The 15,930-nt window shown below is 74.2% G+C and carries 14 protein-coding genes; 5 read left to right on the top strand and 9 right to left on the bottom strand.

Annotated features, from left to right (window positions below; translation table 11 throughout):
- Positions 1-355 precede the first annotated feature (355 nt).
- The 3 genes from GA0070213_RS00680 to GA0070213_RS00670 all read left to right on the top strand — a co-directional run bounded on the left by GA0070213_RS00680 (position 356) and on the right by GA0070213_RS00670 (position 3,341).
- On the top strand, positions 356-1,330 hold the full coding sequence (locus tag GA0070213_RS00680) for an AraC family transcriptional regulator (RefSeq protein ID WP_139128600.1): 975 nt from the start codon (positions 356-358) through the stop codon (positions 1,328-1,330).
- Positions 1,327-2,295, top strand: a complete 969-nt coding sequence (locus GA0070213_RS00675) for a helix-turn-helix transcriptional regulator (RefSeq protein ID WP_091055506.1) — start codon at positions 1,327-1,329, stop codon at positions 2,293-2,295. The genes GA0070213_RS00680 and GA0070213_RS00675 overlap by 4 nt, the downstream gene beginning before the upstream one ends.
- Before the next feature lie 80 nt (positions 2,296-2,375).
- A complete protein-coding gene (locus tag GA0070213_RS00670; RefSeq protein ID WP_139128599.1) occupies positions 2,376-3,341 on the top strand; it encodes an AraC family transcriptional regulator in 966 nt (321 codons plus the stop codon).
- Between the two features lie 4 nt (positions 3,342-3,345).
- Here GA0070213_RS00670 and GA0070213_RS00665 read toward each other — a convergent pair whose 3' ends face one another.
- From GA0070213_RS00665 to GA0070213_RS00640, 6 genes are all read right to left on the bottom strand, one after another.
- Positions 3,346-4,266, bottom strand: a complete 921-nt coding sequence (locus GA0070213_RS00665; RefSeq protein WP_091055501.1) for a siderophore-interacting protein — start codon at positions 4,264-4,266, stop codon at positions 3,346-3,348.
- A gap of 17 nt (positions 4,267-4,283) precedes the next feature.
- Positions 4,284-6,377, bottom strand: a complete 2,094-nt coding sequence (locus tag GA0070213_RS00660) for an iron ABC transporter permease (RefSeq protein ID WP_091055498.1) — start codon at positions 6,375-6,377, stop codon at positions 4,284-4,286.
- A gap of 5 nt (positions 6,378-6,382) precedes the next feature.
- A complete protein-coding gene (locus GA0070213_RS00655) occupies positions 6,383-7,369 on the bottom strand; it encodes an ABC transporter substrate-binding protein (protein WP_091055495.1) in 987 nt (328 codons plus the stop codon).
- Positions 7,370-7,386: 17 nt separating this feature from the next.
- Positions 7,387-8,187: an ABC transporter ATP-binding protein gene (locus GA0070213_RS00650; RefSeq protein ID WP_091055492.1), complete on the bottom strand. Its 801-nt coding sequence runs from the start codon at positions 8,185-8,187 to the stop codon at positions 7,387-7,389.
- 225 nt (positions 8,188-8,412) lie between these two features.
- Entirely contained in the window at positions 8,413-8,913 is a 501-nt protein-coding gene (locus GA0070213_RS00645; protein ID WP_091055490.1) for an HIT family protein, read from the bottom strand.
- A gap of 288 nt (positions 8,914-9,201) precedes the next feature.
- A complete protein-coding gene (locus tag GA0070213_RS00640; RefSeq protein ID WP_091055488.1) occupies positions 9,202-10,812 on the bottom strand; it encodes a cellulose-binding domain-containing protein in 1,611 nt (536 codons plus the stop codon).
- Positions 10,813-11,167: 355 nt separating this feature from the next.
- Between GA0070213_RS00640 and GA0070213_RS00635 the strand changes: the two genes are divergently transcribed.
- Complete coding sequence (locus GA0070213_RS00635) at positions 11,168-12,034, top strand: hypothetical protein (protein ID WP_091055485.1); 867 nt, start codon at positions 11,168-11,170, stop codon at positions 12,032-12,034.
- A gap of 71 nt (positions 12,035-12,105) precedes the next feature.
- Here the strand turns inward: GA0070213_RS00635 and GA0070213_RS00630 are convergent, their stop codons facing one another.
- On the bottom strand, positions 12,106-12,576 hold the full coding sequence (locus tag GA0070213_RS00630; RefSeq protein ID WP_091055483.1) for a hemerythrin domain-containing protein: 471 nt from the start codon (positions 12,574-12,576) through the stop codon (positions 12,106-12,108).
- A 233-nt stretch (positions 12,577-12,809) separates the two neighbouring features.
- On the opposite strand from GA0070213_RS00630, the gene GA0070213_RS00625 reads away from it, so the two are divergent.
- Positions 12,810-13,967 (top strand): serine hydrolase domain-containing protein, encoded by a 1,158-nt coding sequence (locus tag GA0070213_RS00625; RefSeq protein ID WP_091055481.1) that lies wholly within the window; start codon positions 12,810-12,812, stop codon positions 13,965-13,967.
- A gap of 35 nt (positions 13,968-14,002) precedes the next feature.
- Here GA0070213_RS00625 and GA0070213_RS00620 read toward each other — a convergent pair whose 3' ends face one another.
- Positions 14,003-14,665 (bottom strand): response regulator, encoded by a 663-nt coding sequence (locus GA0070213_RS00620; RefSeq protein ID WP_091055479.1) that lies wholly within the window; start codon positions 14,663-14,665, stop codon positions 14,003-14,005.
- Positions 14,653-15,879 carry a sensor histidine kinase gene (locus GA0070213_RS00615; protein ID WP_091055476.1) on the bottom strand — a complete coding sequence of 409 codons (1,227 nt, stop codon included), beginning with the start codon at positions 15,877-15,879 and terminating at the stop codon, positions 14,653-14,655. Before GA0070213_RS00615 ends, GA0070213_RS00620 begins: the two co-directional genes overlap by 13 nt.
- Between the last annotated feature and the right edge of the window lie 51 nt (positions 15,880-15,930).

The raw sequence follows: 15,930 nt of genomic DNA, 5'->3' as shown, positions 1-15,930 counted from the left end.
CGGAACAGTCCGATACCCGACAATTTCGCTGATGCCGTCGCGTAACCACAAAGACTCCTTCGATCGGTCGAACCGATTCGCCATTGCGGTTTCGCGCGTGGCGGGAGCCGGTTGTTGCCGACTGATGAAAACCGCCGCCCTGCCGCTGTCGCCTCCCCATTCGCGAAACGACCAGTCGCTTGCGGAAAACGGATCGGCTGATCTACTCGGCGTGTCGCGGGGCCCACGAGGTCGACGGCGAACCGTTGCCGACCGACAAGCAGCCCGTTCATCCAGGCGAATGACCCCGCACCGGTGCACCGGGAGGTGAGACGTGACCCTGCGACGGACGGAACCCCCCACCGGACGGAAGCCGGTGACACGCGACGTCGTGGAGACAGTGGACCCCGAGCGCGCGCACCACCTCATCGCGCGCCGATACGGCGGACACCAGGCTCGGCTCTCCGGGCCACGGGGACGCTTCCACTACCGGCGACGCACACTGCGCGCCGACGAGCTCGAAATCGACGAGATGCGTTACACGTTCGGCATCCGCACGCAGACCCCGCCCTTTCCCGACTTCGCCGCGGTGACCGTGTCCCACGGCCGCTCCACACTCCGCACCCGCCACGAGGAGCTGTGCCTGGCCCCCGGCTCGACCGGCAGGTATCCCGACGTCGGATCGACGCTCTTCTCCGAGGATCTGGCGGCCTCCATCGTGCGGCTGCCGATGCCGCGGATCGCCGAGGTGGCCGCCGCCCGCACCGGTCTGCCCGCCACCGAGTTCCGCTTCACCGCGCTCGCGCCGCTGTCGCCCACGATGGCGGCGCTGTGGCAGTCGACAGCGGCGTTCCTCCGGGCCCAGCTCGCCGACGACGCCGTGGCGGCCAGCCCGCTGACCCGGGCCGGCCTGGTCGACCTGGCCGCCGCCACCGCCGTGTCGGTGTTCCCCAACACCATCATGACCCTCCCCTACCTGGCCGGACCGCCCGGCGTACGCCCCGCGCTGGTGCGCCGGGCCGCCGAGTTCATCGAGGCGCACGCCGCGCAGCCGCTGACCGTGACGCGGATCGCCGACGCCTGCGAGACCGGACCGCGCGCGTTGCAAATCGCGTTCCAACGGCACCACGGGCAGAGCCCGATGGCGTTCCTGCGCGCGGTCCGGCTGCGCCGGGCGCACCGGGACCTGACACAGGCCCGACCGGGGCAGACCGTCGCGGACACGGCCCGCCGCTGGGGCTGGGCCCACGCCGGCCGGTTCGCCCAGGCCTACCGCGAGACGTACGGCTGCCGCCCCGGCGACACGCTGCGCGGGACGGCAGCGGCCGCCCCGGCGGAGCGGACCCGGTGACGGACCACACGCCGGTGCGGCGGACCGAACTGTCCACCCGGGACCCCGACGTCGCCCGCACCGCCATCGCCGAGGCGTGCGGCGAGCACCGGCCGCACTTCCGCGGCGGCCGGCGCGAATTCCGCTTCGCGATGCGGATCGTGCAGGCCGGCCCGCTCGCCCTGTACCGGGCCGCCCACTCCATGGACGCGTGGGTCGAGTCCGGGCCGTACCCCGACTTCATGGCCGCCCACGTGGTCCGGGGCCGGTTCCGGTTCGTCGAGGGCGACGACGAGTTGCTGGTGCCGGCCGGCGGCGTCGGTCGGTACCCGTCGCGCCGGTCGGTGCTGCACTGGACCGACGTGATCGGCACCACGGTCCGGCTGCCGATGGAGCAGGTGGCGCGGATCGCGCAGCGCCGGGTGGAGACCCCGCCGCGCGACTTCCGCTTCCTCGGTCTCGCGCCGGTGTCGCCGGCCATGGCCCACGCCTGGGCCCACCTGTCCACGTTCCTCACCCGGATGGCCGCCACGCCCGACAACGGCCTCGACCAACCGCTGGTGCGGGCCTCCCTGACCGACCTGGTGGCGACCACCGCGCTCGCGGTCTTCCCGAACACCACGATGACCGCCGCGTACGTGCCGGAGCCACGCCGGGTGGCACCGTCGGTGGTCCGACGCGCGCAGGCCTACCTGGAGGAGCATGCCGCCGAGCCGGTGACCGTGGCGCAGGTCGCCGCCGCCTGCGGCGTCGGACCACGGGGCCTGCAGGCCGCCTTCCAACGGCATCTGGGCTACAGCCCGCTGACCTACCTGCGTCAGGTCCGCATCGCCCGCGCCCACCGCGATCTCGCCGCCGCCGACCCGGCCACCGGCGAGACGGTCGCCGGAATCGCCCGCCGCTGGGGCTGGACCAGCCCCGGCCGCTTCGCCGCCGCCTACCGGGAGACGTACGGCAGTCGCCCCAGCGAGACCCTACGAAAATGAACGGACAACGAGTCCGTCGGCGATCCGTCGCGGGTCCCATCCTGCCCGAAGGAAGTCCGCGTCAGATGGAAGGACGGCCGATGCGCACCGGAGCGGGCGCGATGCGGGTGCGGCGGCACGAGGTGGTCACGACTGATCCGGATGTCGCGTGCCAGGCCATCCTCGCGTTGACCGGGCATCGGGTGGTCCTCGACGGATCGCGCCGCGACTTCCGATTCGCGCTCTGGACGGCGCAGGCCGGCCTGCTCGGTCTCGACCGGATGGCGCACTCGATGACGGCCCGCTCACGGACCGGGCCGTACGCCGACTTCATGGCCGTGCACGTGGTACGCGGTCGGCTCGGGCTCGCCGCCGGCCGGGCGGACGTGCGGACGTCGCCCGGCGGCGTCCGCACGTCCGCCCCCGTCGAGTCGTCGGTCTCGTGGACCGACCTGGCCGGCCTGGTCGTCCGGCTGCCGGCCGAGCGGGTGGCGCTGGTCGCGGCCGTCCGGGCTGGGGCCAACCCGCAGACCTTCCGGTTCCTGGGGCTCGCGCCGGTGTCGACCGCGACGGCTCAGGCGTGGGCGCGGCTGTCGTTGTTCCTGCACGGGCTGCCCGACGACGCCCTTGGGCAGCCACTGGTGCAGGAGTCCCTGGTCGACCTGGCAGCGACCACCGCGCTCGCGGTGTTCCCCAACACCACCATGACGGCCGACTACGTGCCGGGCCCACGCCGGGTCCCGCCGGCCGTGGTCCGCCGCGCCCAGCAATACCTCGACGACCACGCCGCCGAGCCGGTGACCGTGGCCCAGGTCGCCGCCGCCTGCGGCGTCGGGGCCCGCGCGCTGCAGGCGGCGTTCCACCGGCACGTCGGTCACAGCCCGCTGACCCACCTGCGCCGAGTCCGGCTCGCCCGCGCGCACCGGGACCTGGTCGCCGCGGAGCCGGGCGGGGACGAGACGGTCGCCGGCATCGCCCGCCGCTGGGGCTGGACCAGCCCCGGCCGCTTCGCCGCCGCCTACCGCGAGGCGTACGGCAGGCCACCCAGCGCGACACTGCACGGGTGACCGGTCAGCACTCGGCCCGGCCGGCCCGCCAGTAGCCCATGAACGCCACCGCCCGCCGGTCGAGCCCGCGGTCGGTGACCAGGTGCCGGCGCAGGCCCCGGATCACCGCCGCCTCGCCGGCCAGCCACGCGTAGAGCGCCGCCCCGTCGGGCCGCTCCGGCACCTCCCACAGGATCTCCCGGTCGACGTCCACCTCGGCCGGCGGCGGGCCGGACGACGGCGCCCGAGCCGGCGGCTCCACCGGGGCGGGCAGCAGCCGTGCGGCGAGTTCCGTCACGGCCGGGGTGAGGCGGCTGCCGTGCGGGGTGCCGGCCCGGGGCAGCCAGGTCACGGTGACGCCGGCCGGCACTCGGCACGGCAGCACGTCGCCGGCCTCCGGCACCTCCACCAGGGCGTGGCCGTGCGCGCCGCCGGGCAGCCGGTCCAGGATCGCGCAGATCGCCGGCGCGGCGGTCTCGTCGCCGGCCAGTAGCAGCGTCGCCCCGGCCGGCGGCCGGAACTCGACGCCGCCGTGCTCGCCGGGCCAGCCCGCGTCCGGCCCGACCAGCGCGAGCCGGTCACCGGGGCGGGCCCGCCGCGCCCACCGGGTCGCCGGGCCGCCGTCACCGTGCAACGCCAGGTCCACGTCCACCTCGTACGCCTCCGGTCGGGCCGCCCGGACCGTGTAGGTGCGGATCGGACTGCGCCGCTCCGCCGGCAGGTCCCGCCACCGCTGGTACCAGTCCGGACCGTCCGGCAGCTCCCCCGGCACGCCCTCGGCCACCGGCAACGCCAGCTTGATCCGCTGGTCGTACCCGTTGTCGGCGAACCGGTCCAGGTCCGCCCCGGTGAAGGTGACCCGCAGGAACGACGGGCCGAGCCGGCGCAGCGCGCGCACCTCGACGGTGAAGACGCGCCACGGCGCGACGGCCACGGTGCTGGTCATGAGACGTCCTTTCGATGTCATCGGTGGGCGGCGCGGGAGCGCCACAGCAGCCAGACGAAGTAGGGGGTGCCGATCAACGCGGTGACCAGCCCGGCCGGGACCTGCGCGGGTGCGATGACGGTGCGCCCGAGCGTGTCGGCGAGGCTGACCACTGTGGCGCCGAGCAGCACCGCGACCGGCAGCACCCGGGTGTGCCGGCCGCCGACCAGCGCCCGCGCGGCGTGCGGCGCGACCAGGCCGACGAAACCGATGACGCCGACGGCCGACACGGCGGTGGCGGTGAGCAGCGCCGCCAGGCCGAGCGCGACCAACCGGGCGCGCTCCAGCCGGACGCCGAGCACCCGGGGCGTGTCGTCGTCCAGGGCGAGCAGGTCCAGCTCCCGCCGCACCGCGGCGACCACCGGGACGGCGATCAGCAGGGCGAGCGCCACCGGCAGCACCTGCGGCGCGGTGCGCCCGTAGGTGGAGCCGGACAGCCAGGTCAGGGCCTTGCCGGTGTTCCACGGGTCGGAGGAGACGACGATGAAGGTGATCACCGCGGCACCGCCCTGCCAGACCGCGAAGCCGATCAGCACGAGCCGGTCCGAGTTGAGCCCACGCCGCCGCGCCAGCCCGTAGACCAGCGTGAACGCGGCGACCGCGCCGAGCCCGGCCGCGCCGGAGAGCGCGAGCACCCCGGCCGTCGGGGCGAACGTCAGCAGCGACACCGCGCCGATCCCGGCGCCGCCGGTGATGCCGAGGATGCCCGGCTCCGCGAGCGGGTTGCGGCAGACCGCCTGCACGGTGGTGCCGGCCAGGGCGAGGGCGGCGCCGGCCAGCAGCGCCGCCGCGACGCGCGGCCACCGCGCGTCCAGCACGAAGGTGTACGCCGGCCCGGTGCGCTCCTGCGCCCAGTTGACGACGTCGCCGAGCAGCACCATCGTGTCCCCGGCGAGCATGCCGAGCACCAGCGCGCCGACGGCCGCCACCGCGCAGGTGGCGACGACTGCGGTGTGGACGGCGCGGGAGCGTACCGCCGCGTGGCCGCCCGGCGGCTGCCGGGTGGGGCCGGCGTCGCGGTGCCGGCGGGCCAGCCAGACCAGCAGGACCGCGCCGAAGAGCGTGGTGACCACGCCGGTCGGCACGTCCACGCCGGCCTGCCCGCCGAGCACGGCCCGCAGCAGCACGTCGGAGCCGAGCACGACGGCCACGCCGACCAGCCCGGACAGCGGCAGCAGCACCCGGTGCCGGTGGACCTCCGGCACCCAGCGGCCGAGCAGCCGGACGATCACCGGAGCGCCCAGCCCGACGAAGCCGATCGGCCCGGCCAGGGTGACCGCGGCGGCGGAGAGCAGCACCGCGAGCAGCACCACGGCGAGCCGGGTCCGGCGCACGTCCAGCCCCAGCACGGTGGCGGTGTCGTCGCCGAGGGCGAGCAGGTCGAGCCGGTGCCCGAGCGCGACGAGCACCAGCGCGGCGACCGCGATCACCGGGGCGAGCTGGGTGAACGCCACCAGGTCGCCCTGCACGAGGGAGCCGTTTCCCCAGGCGAACAGCCCGATGGTGGCCTGTTCGAAGAGGAGCAGGAGCAGCATGGTAAGCGAGGCGAGCGCCATCGCGGTGGCCGAGCCGGCGAGGATCAGCCGGGTGGTCGCGGCCTGGCCGCCGGCCGACAGCAGCATGACCAGGCCGGCCGCGGCGAGCCCGCCGCAGAACGCGAGCCCGCCGGCGGGCAGCGCGGGCAGCGCGATCCCGAACGCGGCGGCGGACACGATCGCCAGGTGCGCGCCGGCGTTGACGGCGAGCGTGTCCGGCGAGGCGAGCGGATTGCGGGTGGTCGACTGGAGGGCCGCGCCGGCGAAGCCGAGCGCGACGCCGACGGCCAGCCCGGTGAGCAGTCGCGGCAGCCGGGAGGCGACGAGCACCCGGGCGGTCTCGTCGTCCGCGCCGGTGAGCAGCCGGAGCAGGTCGGCCGCCCCGACCGACGAGGTGCCCTGGGTGAGGTGCACCGCCGTGATGGCCACGAGCAGCGCGGCGGCGAGCAGGAACGCGCCGGCGACCCGGCGGCGGGCGGGGGGTGGCCCGACCGGGGCCGGCCGGGTGGCCGGCTCCGGTCGGACGGTGGCGATCATCGGGGTCAGGCCGTGTAGACGGCGACGAGCTGGTCGACGTACTGCTTCGCGGACAGGGTGCCGCCGAACGTCCAGATGCCGTTGGGCATCTTGTGCAGCTTGTTCTGCTGCACGAACGGCAGCGACCGCCAGATCGCGTTGCCCGCGAGACCGTCGGCGAAGACGTCCTGCCCGTCCGAGGCGTTGTAGAAGAAGTGCAGGTCCTGGCCCTTGAGGACGGTCAGCCCTTCGACGTCGGTCTGGCCGAGGCCCCACATCGCGTCGGTCTTGCCGGTCCAGGCGTTCTTCAGGCCGAGCTGGATGCCGAGTTGGGAGACGAGGGCGCCCTGGCCGAACATCCGGATCGACACGGTGCTGCCCTCCTTCCAGCCGTCGGCGAAGGCGAACTGCCGGCCGGCCGCGCCGGCGTCGGCGATCTTCTTCCGGCCGTCGGCGAGCGCGGCGTCGAAGTCGGCGAGCAGCTTCTCCGCCTGTGCGGTGCGCCCGGTCGCGGTGGCGATCATGGTGAGGTCGGACCGCATCCGCCCGAGGTTGTCAGCCGCGTCGCTGCCCTTGGTGACCAGCACCGGCACGTACTTCTCCAGCTGGGTGACGATGGCCGCGCCGCGCTCGGCCTCCATCACCACCAGGTCCGGCTGGAGCGCCACGACGGCGTCGACGCTCGGCTCGCCCCGGGTGCCGACGTCCTTGACGCCCGCATCCAGCGGCGCGGCGGTGACCCAGGTGGCGTACCCCTTGGGGTCGGCGACGCCGACCGGCATCACGCCGAGGCCGACGAGCATCTCGACCTCGCCCCACTCCAGGCCGACGACCTTGGTGGCCGGGTTCTTCAGGGTGATCGCCTTGCCGCGGCTGTCGGTGACGGTGACCGGGCCGGTGGCCGCGGGGGCGGAGGCGGACGGGGCCGCGGCGGGCGTCTCGGTGGTGCCGCAGCCGGCGACCAGCAGCGCGGTCGCCGCGGCGGCGAGCAGGGTGAATCGGGTACGCGACATCGGTTTCTCTTCTGTAGTCAGGACGTGGTGTGTTTGCCGACGGGACGGGTGGAGAGCCGGCCGGTGACCGGGTCGACGATCACCTCGACGCGAATGCCGTACGCCTCGGTGAGCGCCGCCTCGGTGAGCACCTCGCGCGGGGCGCCGGTGCCGCGCACCCGCCCCTCGTGCAGGAGCACCACCTCGTCGGCGACGGCGGCGGCCTGGTTGAGGTCGTGCAGCACCACGCCGACGGCGACGTCGGCGGTGTCGGCGAGGTCCCGCACCAGGTCGAGGATCTCCACCTGGTAGCGCAGGTCGAGGAACGTGGTGGGTTCGTCCAGCAGCAGCACGGCGGTGTCCTGGGCCAGGCAGGTGGCCAGCCAGACCCGTTGGAGTTCGCCGCCGGACAGCTCGTCGACCGGCCGGGCGGCCATGGCGTCAACGCCGGTCACCGCCATCGCCCGGTCGATCGCCGCCGGCCCGTCCGGGTCACCGGCCCGCCACCGTTGCCGGTACGGGTGCCGGCCGTAGCCGACCACGTCCCGGACGGTGACCCCGCTGGGGGTGGGACGGCTCTGCGCCAGCAACGTGACCCGGCGGGCGAAGTCGCGGGCGGACAGCGCCCGGGCCGGCGTGCCGTCGGCGAGCACGATCTCGCCGTGCTCCAGCGGGTGCAGGCGGGCCAGCCCGCGCAGCAGCGTCGACTTGCCGCTGCCGTTCGGGCCGACCAGCGCGGTCACCGCCGCCGGCCGCAGCGTGATGTCGGCGTCGTGCACCACAGTCGTCCCGTGGTAGCCCAGCCGCAGCGCACTGCCCCGCAGGCCGTCGGCCCGCACCGTTTCGCTCGTCACGAAGGTTAGGCTAACCTAACTACTGATCACGCTGTCAACCCGCCCTCGAATTGCGCATGCCTCGGCGCTTGCACCCGGGCAACGGGCCGGCGGACGGGCGCACCGACACGGCGGGCGCCGGGAAAGAATCCACTTTTCAGCGTCATACCTCTCGGTCATATTTATGCCTGAGAGGCATGACGATGAAAAGTGATGCCTTCTCCGGCGGCGTCACGCTCCGTGTGCGAGCGCCGCCCGGAGGCGCGCGCCGAGCGCAGCGAGCTGGTCCGGCGACTGCGGCACCACGCCGTGCTCGGCCATCAACGCGTGATACTGCTGCCGCTCGTACGGCACCCCCGGCGGCAGCGGCGCGACGTGCCAGTGCACGTGCGCGTTGCCCTGCGCGCTGCCGAGCGACAGCAGGTAGGTGCGCTCCGGCCCCAGCACCTCCGCGACGGCGCGGGCGACCCGGTGCACCACCGCCTGGAGGTCCAGGTACTCCCCCGGCGTCAGCTCGTTGACGACGTCCTCGACGTGCCGACGAGGCGCCACCAACGTGGAGCCGACCAGTGTGGGATACCGGTTGAGGAACGCGACGTGCGGGCCGTCGTCATAGACCACCTCGTGGGCGAAGTCGGGTTCACCGGCCAGGTAGGCGCAGACGAAGCACCGCCCGGATCGCGCCCGGCGCTCGTAGGCCGCCAGATCCCACGGCTCCCGCGCCCCGGCCATCCCCCACCGCCCCTCAGGTCCGTTCGTCGTCCGCGCCGCGTGGTTGGTTCGGCCGGTAGCGCCTGATCCACGCCTCCACGTCCGCGCGGTCCCACACCCGCACCTTGCCACTGGCCACGGTGTCGACGGGAGTCGGAAAGGCGGATCGGTTGGTGACCGCCTCAAAACCCGCCGCCTCCCCCGACAACCAGCGTCGATCTTGCGGTTGCGGCCCCTGACTCGTACCTTTTGTCGGGTTTGTGGGGGCAGCAACCGCAAGATCGACGATGCGGGGTGGGCGGCGCGGAGCTACAGGGAGACCGGGCGGCCGCCGAGGGTGACCGCCAGGCGGCCGTCGGAGGTGAAGGACCAGCCGAGGGCTCCGGAGTAGGTGGCGCAGCGGGAGCCGTTGGCGCCGGACCAGAACTGGTTCGAGCCGTCCACGTTGCCGACCGTCTTGTCGTTCGACCCGCTGCCGCTGCGGCAGGACGTGTTGCCGCGGAAGACCGAGGTGCCGGCGTCGAAGGAGAAGTTGCGCTCGGTGTTGTCGATGCTCAGGTTGTTGGAGATCGTCATGGTGCCGGGGTTCCGGTTGTAGGTGAAGCCGTGCTTGCCGTTGCGGTACGCGATGGTGCGACGAACGGTGTGGTTGACCGCGATGTCCTCGCCGCCGAGCTTGAAGCCGTTGCGGTCGCCGTTGCCGTTCTGGGTTCCGTTGCTGAGCGTGCCGTTGTGGTACGACAGGGAGTCCTCGATGGTCACCGCGCCGATCGCGCCGGTGTCGGTCTTGGTGTAGAGGTCCCAGCCGTCGTCGATGTTGTGGTGCGACACCGCGTACCGGAAGACGTTGCCGCCGCCGACGGTGAGCTTGGCGGCGAACCCGTCGGCGTCCTCGCCGTCGGAGTCGGCGTTGTCGTGCGACTCGACGCTGACCATGAGGTTGTTCGCGGGCCACTGGTCACGTGGGGTGCTGGACGCGATCCGGGACAGCTGCAGGCCGGTGTCGCGGTTGAACCGGGTCACCGTCCGTTCGATGATGTTGTTGCTGCCGCCGACGAAGATGCCGTTGTCGCCGGCGCGTTCGACAACGATCCCCCGCACGTGCCACCAGGACGCGTTCAGCGCGAGCCCTCGGTTCGCCGGGTCCTCGGCCATCGCGGAGAAGTTCAGGATCGGCGTCTCGCCCGGGTAGGCGTACAGATTCTTGCGCGCGCTCGCGGTGCCGTTGTTGCCGGCGGCGACGGTGACGGTCTGGGCCAGGCTGTAGGTGCCGCCGCGCAGGTAGACGGTGCCGCCCGCGCCGACCCGGGTGATCGCCGCGGCGATCGTGGTGGGGTTCGCCTGGGTGCCGGCCGCGCCGGCGGTGCCGTTCGGCGCGGCGTACACCGCTCCGCTCGTCGGCGGCGGAGTCGTCGGCGACGGCGGGGTGGTGGGCGACGGCGGCGGGGTCGTCGGCCCCGGCGGCGGGGTGAGGGTCCCACCGGGGTCGGTGGGGACGGCGCCGCCGCAGAGGACGCCGTTGACCGCGAACGAGGACGGCGTGGAGTTGGTGCTGTTGTTCCAGGCGCCGTTGAAGCCGAACGAGGTGCTCGCGTTGGTGCCGAGGCTGCCGTTGTAGCTGACGTTGGCGGCCCGCACCGACGCACCGGTCTGGGTGATGTCGGCGCCCCAGGCCTGGCTGACGGTCTGGCCGTCGTTGAAGTTCCACGTGACGGTCCAGCCGGTCAGCGGATCGCCGAGGTTGGTGAGGTTGACGTTGGCGGTGAAGCCGCCGGACCACTGCGCGGTGACCGCGTAGTCGACTCGGCAGCCGGCGGCCGCCTGGGCGGCGGTCGCGCCGAGGGCGAGGCCGGAGGCGGCGAGCGTCGCGGCCGCGCCCGCGGCCGTCCACAGCACCGTGCGGCGCCTGCGGTTGATCATGAAGTTCTCCTGCGGGTGGTGGTTCGGTGCCGCGCCGGAAAGGCACCGATGCCCGGTCGGTGCCGTCGGTGGGCCTTCCCTGCCCCGGACGTCCGTCCTCGACGGACCCGTCACGCCTCCCGCGCAGAAAGCGCTTTCGCCGCAGGCTACTGACACCCGTCGATGCGGTCAATCGGGTCACCGGACGCTGAACGATCCGGCAGCCGCGCCCGTATCCATACCCGACAGGGAGATCGTCCGGAACCGCGATGCCGGAGCGGGCACGACACGATCCCTGCGTCTCACTTCGCACCGCGGAGCGGCGACGCGGCACGCATGCCGCGCCGGCCCTCCAGGTCAACCAAAGGAGAGGTGCATGGCCAGGGGTACGCGCAACAACGCGGTCCTGAAACTCGGTGGGGTGGGCGTCCTCGCGGCGCTCCTGTTCGCCGGCGGGCTGCAACTGGCGTCCGCCGACACCAACGGCGGCGGAGCCGCCTCGGCCGCACAGACCGTGAACTGCCCGACCGTACGCGACAAGCTGCCCGCCGTGCCGGCGGCGGCGAACGCGCAGGTGGAACGGGAACTGGCCAACCTGGACGAGGAGATCGCCCGACAGAACGAGCGGCTGGCCCGGCTCGCGGTCAAGCCCGAGGGTGGGCCGAACTTCGTCAACAACGCCATCCTCGGCCCGCTGAAGAACAAGCGCACCGCCGTGCTCCACCGGATCGAGATCGCGTTCAACCGGGTCGGCGCGCAGCGCCCGAACCTGGACGCGCTGGCCACCTGCGGGCTCAACGCCGCCGGCGTGCCCAGCGCCGTCAACGGCGGCGCCGCCCAGGGCGGGGCGAACGGCGGCGCGCAGAACGGCGGAGCTGCCCAGAACGGCGGCGCACAGAACGGCGGCGGACAGAACGGCGCCGGGCAGAACGGTGGGGCGGCGGTCGGGCAGGCCCGCACCGTGAACTGCCCCGGAGTGCAGCTCCCCGCCGTGCCGGCGGCTGCCGCCGGTCAGGTGCAGGCCGAGCTGGCCAACCTGGACAAGCAGATCGCCGAGGCGAACGCCCGCCTGGCCCGGCTCGCGGCCCGGCCCGAGGGTGGGCCCGCCTTCATCGACAACGCGATCCTCGGGCCGCTGAAGAGCAAGAGGGGCGCCGCGCTCGACCGGATCGAGATCGCCTTCAACCGGGTCGGCGCGCAGCGCCCGAACCTCGACGCGCTAGCCGCCTGCGGCCTGAACTGAGGTGAGCTGTTAGGAGGGGCCCCTTGTTATCGCCTGGCGATAACAAGGGGCCCCTCCTAACACGGCTGTGCTCACAGTGGACCCAGCACCACAGCCGGATCGGCGTCCAGCGCCAGCGTCTCCAGCACGGTGAGCAGTTGGCGCTCCTCGTACCGGAAGTGCGACTCCATGATCGCCGCCACGCCCTCCAGGTGCCGGCCCAGTTCCGCGGGCGGGGCGTCCCGGGCCACCGCGGCCGCCAGCGCGCCCAACAGGTGCCCGATCATCGAATGGTCCTGCCGCAGGCGGCGCAGCGTGTCGCCCAGCTCGGGGTACGCAGCCGCGATCGCCGGGAACAGTTCCCGGTCCTCCCCCTCGTGGTGCGCGGTGAGCGCGGCGCAGAACCCGTGACAGAACAACAGCAGGTCCCGGGTGGCCGGCCCGGCCGCCGCGCCGTCGGCCAGCGCCTCCCGGGTCACCCGTAGCGCCTCGCGCAGCCGTCCGTGGACGTCGCGCAACTCTCGACTCCAGGCAACCAGCCTGGTCTGCTCGCCGTCACGCATCGGGTGACGGCGAAGGGACGACGGTGGTCATCGTCGTGCTCCCTTACGGTCCGGCGCCTCCATGCCTGACACGGTCTGCCACCGGCACGCGACGCTGCCCCGACCCTACCGGCTGACGTGCCGTAGGTCGGTAGCGCCTGCGGTACCCGGACCGGGCAGCAGGCGGGATTCCGAACCGGACGGCACTGATCGAGGCTGGAAGCCGTACCGGAACCGCGACGACGAGGAGCCCGATGACACCCCGAAACCTGGCCGCCGGCGCGGTGGCCGTGCTGACCGCCACCGCCCTGGGCGTGCCCGCCGCGTCCGCCGCCCCCGCCCGGGCCGACCGGTCCGACGTGGTCCAGCAACGCCTCGACCGCCTGGTCTCCGAGCAGCGCTTCCCCGGGGCGCTGGCCTCCGTCCGCGACGCCGGCGGCCGGGTCCGCGACCGTACCGCCGGGGTCGGCGACCTGCGGACCGGCCGGGGCGTGCCGACCGACGGCCGGGTGCGCATCGGCAGCAACACCAAGACCTTCACCGCCGTGGTCGTCCTCCAACTCGTCGGCGAGGGCCGCATCGACCTGGACGCCACCGTCGAGCGCTACCTGCCCGGCATGGTGCGCGGCCACGGCAACGACGGGCGCCGGATCACGGTACGCCAGTTGCTCCAGCAGACCAGCGGCCTGCCCGACTACGACGAGGTGCTGTTCACCGAGCCGCAGGACCTGGTGGACCGCGCCCACGCCTACCTGGAACCGCGCCGGCTGGTGGACGCGGCGCTGACCCGGCCGCGGCGGTTCGCCCCGGGCGCGAAGTGGGAGTACAGCAACACCAACTACGTCCTGGCCGGGCTGATCGTCGAGCGGGTCACCGAACGCCCGGTCGGCGAGGAGATCACCCGGCGGATCATCGAGCCGCTGCGGCTGCGCCACACCTCCTGGCCCGGCGTGGGCGACCAGCGCATCCCCGGCCGACACCCGCAGGGGTACGTGGCGGTCGCGCCGGACGCGCCGTGGGTCGACGTGACCGAGATGGACCCGTCGCTGGGCTGGTCCGCCGGCCAGCTGATCTCGACGCCGGGCGACCTGCGCGTCTTCTTCGAGGCGCTGCTGGCCGGGCGGCTGTTGAAGCCGGCGCAGCAGGCCGCCATGCTGCGGACCGTTCCGGCGCCGGAGTTCGAGCCCGGCGGCGTCTGGTCGTACGGCCTCGGCATCGCCCGGCACGACCTGCCCTGCGGCGGTCACGCCTGGGGGCACGGCGGCGACATCCAGGGCTTCGAGACACGCAACCTGGCCACCACCGACGGGCGCAGCGCCGTGGTCGCGGTGACCGGGCTCCCCACGTCACTGGCGATGGCCGAGGCCGTCTCGGACAGCGTCGACGCGGCGCTCTGCGCGCCCGCCCGCTGACCGCTCGCCGAAGCGCCGGCGCGCCGCCCGACTCCTCAGGCGGCGCGCCGGCCGTCGTTCAGGTAGCGCAGCACGGCGGTGACCCGGCGGTCGGCACGGTCGTCCGGCGGCAGGTGCAGCTTGGCGAAGATGTTGCGGATGTGCTTGTGCACCGCACCCTCGGTGACGAACAGCCGCTCGGCGATCGCGGAGTTGCCGAGGCCCTCCGCCATCAGCGCCAGCACCTCGTGCTCGCGCGGTGACAGCTGGGCCAGCGCGTCGTCCGGCCGACGGTTGCGGGCGAGCAACTGCCCGACCACCTCCGGGTCGATCACGCTGCCGCCGGCGGCGACCCGGTGCAGCGCGCCGAGAAACTCCTCGACCCGGCCGACCCGCTCCTTGAGCAGGTAGCCGAGCCCGGTCGCGCCGACCGAGAACAGCTCGGTGGCGAACGCCTGCTCGACGTACGCGGAGAGCACCAGCACCGCGAGACCCGGCCGGCGGCGGCGGGCCTCCACCGCGGCGACGATGCCCTCGTCGGTGTGGCTGGGCGGCATCCGCACGTCCACGATCGCCACGTCGGGCCCGTGGGCGTCCACCGCGGCCAGGAACTCGTCCGGGTCGCCGGCGGTGGCCACCACGTCCAGGTCCTCGGCCCGCAGCAGCAGCGCCAACCCCTCGCGCAGCAACGCGTCGTCCTCGGCGATCACGATCCGCATGGCAGCTCCACGTGCATCCTCGTCGGTCCTCCGGTGGGACTGGTCAGTGTCATCCGGCCGTCGTACGCCTCGACCCGCCGCCGGATGCCGGTCAGGCCGGAGCCGCGCGCCTCGTCCGCGCCGCCGTGCCCGTCGTCGACGACGGTCACCAGCAGCCGGTCCCGGCGCCGGCGCACCGCGACGTCGACCGCGCCGGCCCCGCTGTGCCGGGCCGCGTTGGTCAGCGCCTCGGCCACCACGAAGTAGGCGGTGGCCTCCACCGCGACCGCGCACCGCACCGGCACGTCCACGGTGAGCCGGCACGGCACCGGGGAACCGCCGGCCAGGCCGGCGAGCGCCCCGGCGAGCCCACGGTCGTCCAGCACCGGCGGCAGGATGCCGCGCACCACGGTACGCAGCTCGCCGAGCGCCTGCTCGGCCGCGTGCTGCGCCCGTCCGAGGATCTCGTCGGCCCGGCCCGGGTCCCGTCGCAGGGCCCGCCGCGCGGCGCCCAGCAGCACGTTCACCGCGACCAGCCGGTTCTGGGTGCCGTCGTGCAGCGACCGTTCGATGCGGCGCAGCTCCACCGCGTGCGCGTCCAGCGCGGCGGCCCGGGTGGCGGTGAGCTGGGCGACCCGCAGCGACAGGTCGACCCCGGGTGGCGGGCTGAGCAGCCACCGGCCCGGCCAGGCCTGGACGCGCGCCAGCGCCGGGCCGGCGCCGACCCCGACGGCCAGCCATCCGACGCCGAGCAGCCCGACCGCGAGCGCGTCGGGCAGCCCGTCGATTCGCCACCAGCCGATCCCCGGCGCGCCGGCATCGGGCGGCACCAGCCGGAACCACAGCGGGAAGGTGAGGTCCTGCACGGCGTAGAGCGGAAGCGCGAGACCGATCAGCCCGGTGCCGAAGCCCAGCACCGCGTGCAGCGCCACCCAGCCGAGCTCGCGCCGGACCACCGGGTCGCGCAGCGCGGCGCGCCCGTCGACCGGCGTCGGCCCGACCTCGGGGACCGGCGGGCCCCAGCGGGACAACCGGGCGCGTTCCCGGTCGGCGACCGAGCGCAGCACGCTCAGCGCCCCGGGCGCCAGCAGCACGCCGACGCCGACCAGGCAGGCGGCCGCCACGGCGAGCACCCAGAACAGCGCGCCCAGCGCCAGCAGCGCGGTGCCCAGCCCGCCGACCAGGTGCTCCAACGCGTCCACCGAGGCGCGGACCCGCCTGCGCACGTACCCCAAATCGGCCCACCTCCGGCGCCACGATAGGTCACCGGGTTCGCCGCCGGCAGC

The sequence above is a fragment of the Micromonospora humi genome (genome assembly GCF_900090105.1).
Classification (GTDB): domain Bacteria; phylum Actinomycetota; class Actinomycetes; order Mycobacteriales; family Micromonosporaceae; genus Micromonospora; species Micromonospora humi.
This window is presented reverse-complemented; position numbering and strand designations above follow the sequence as displayed.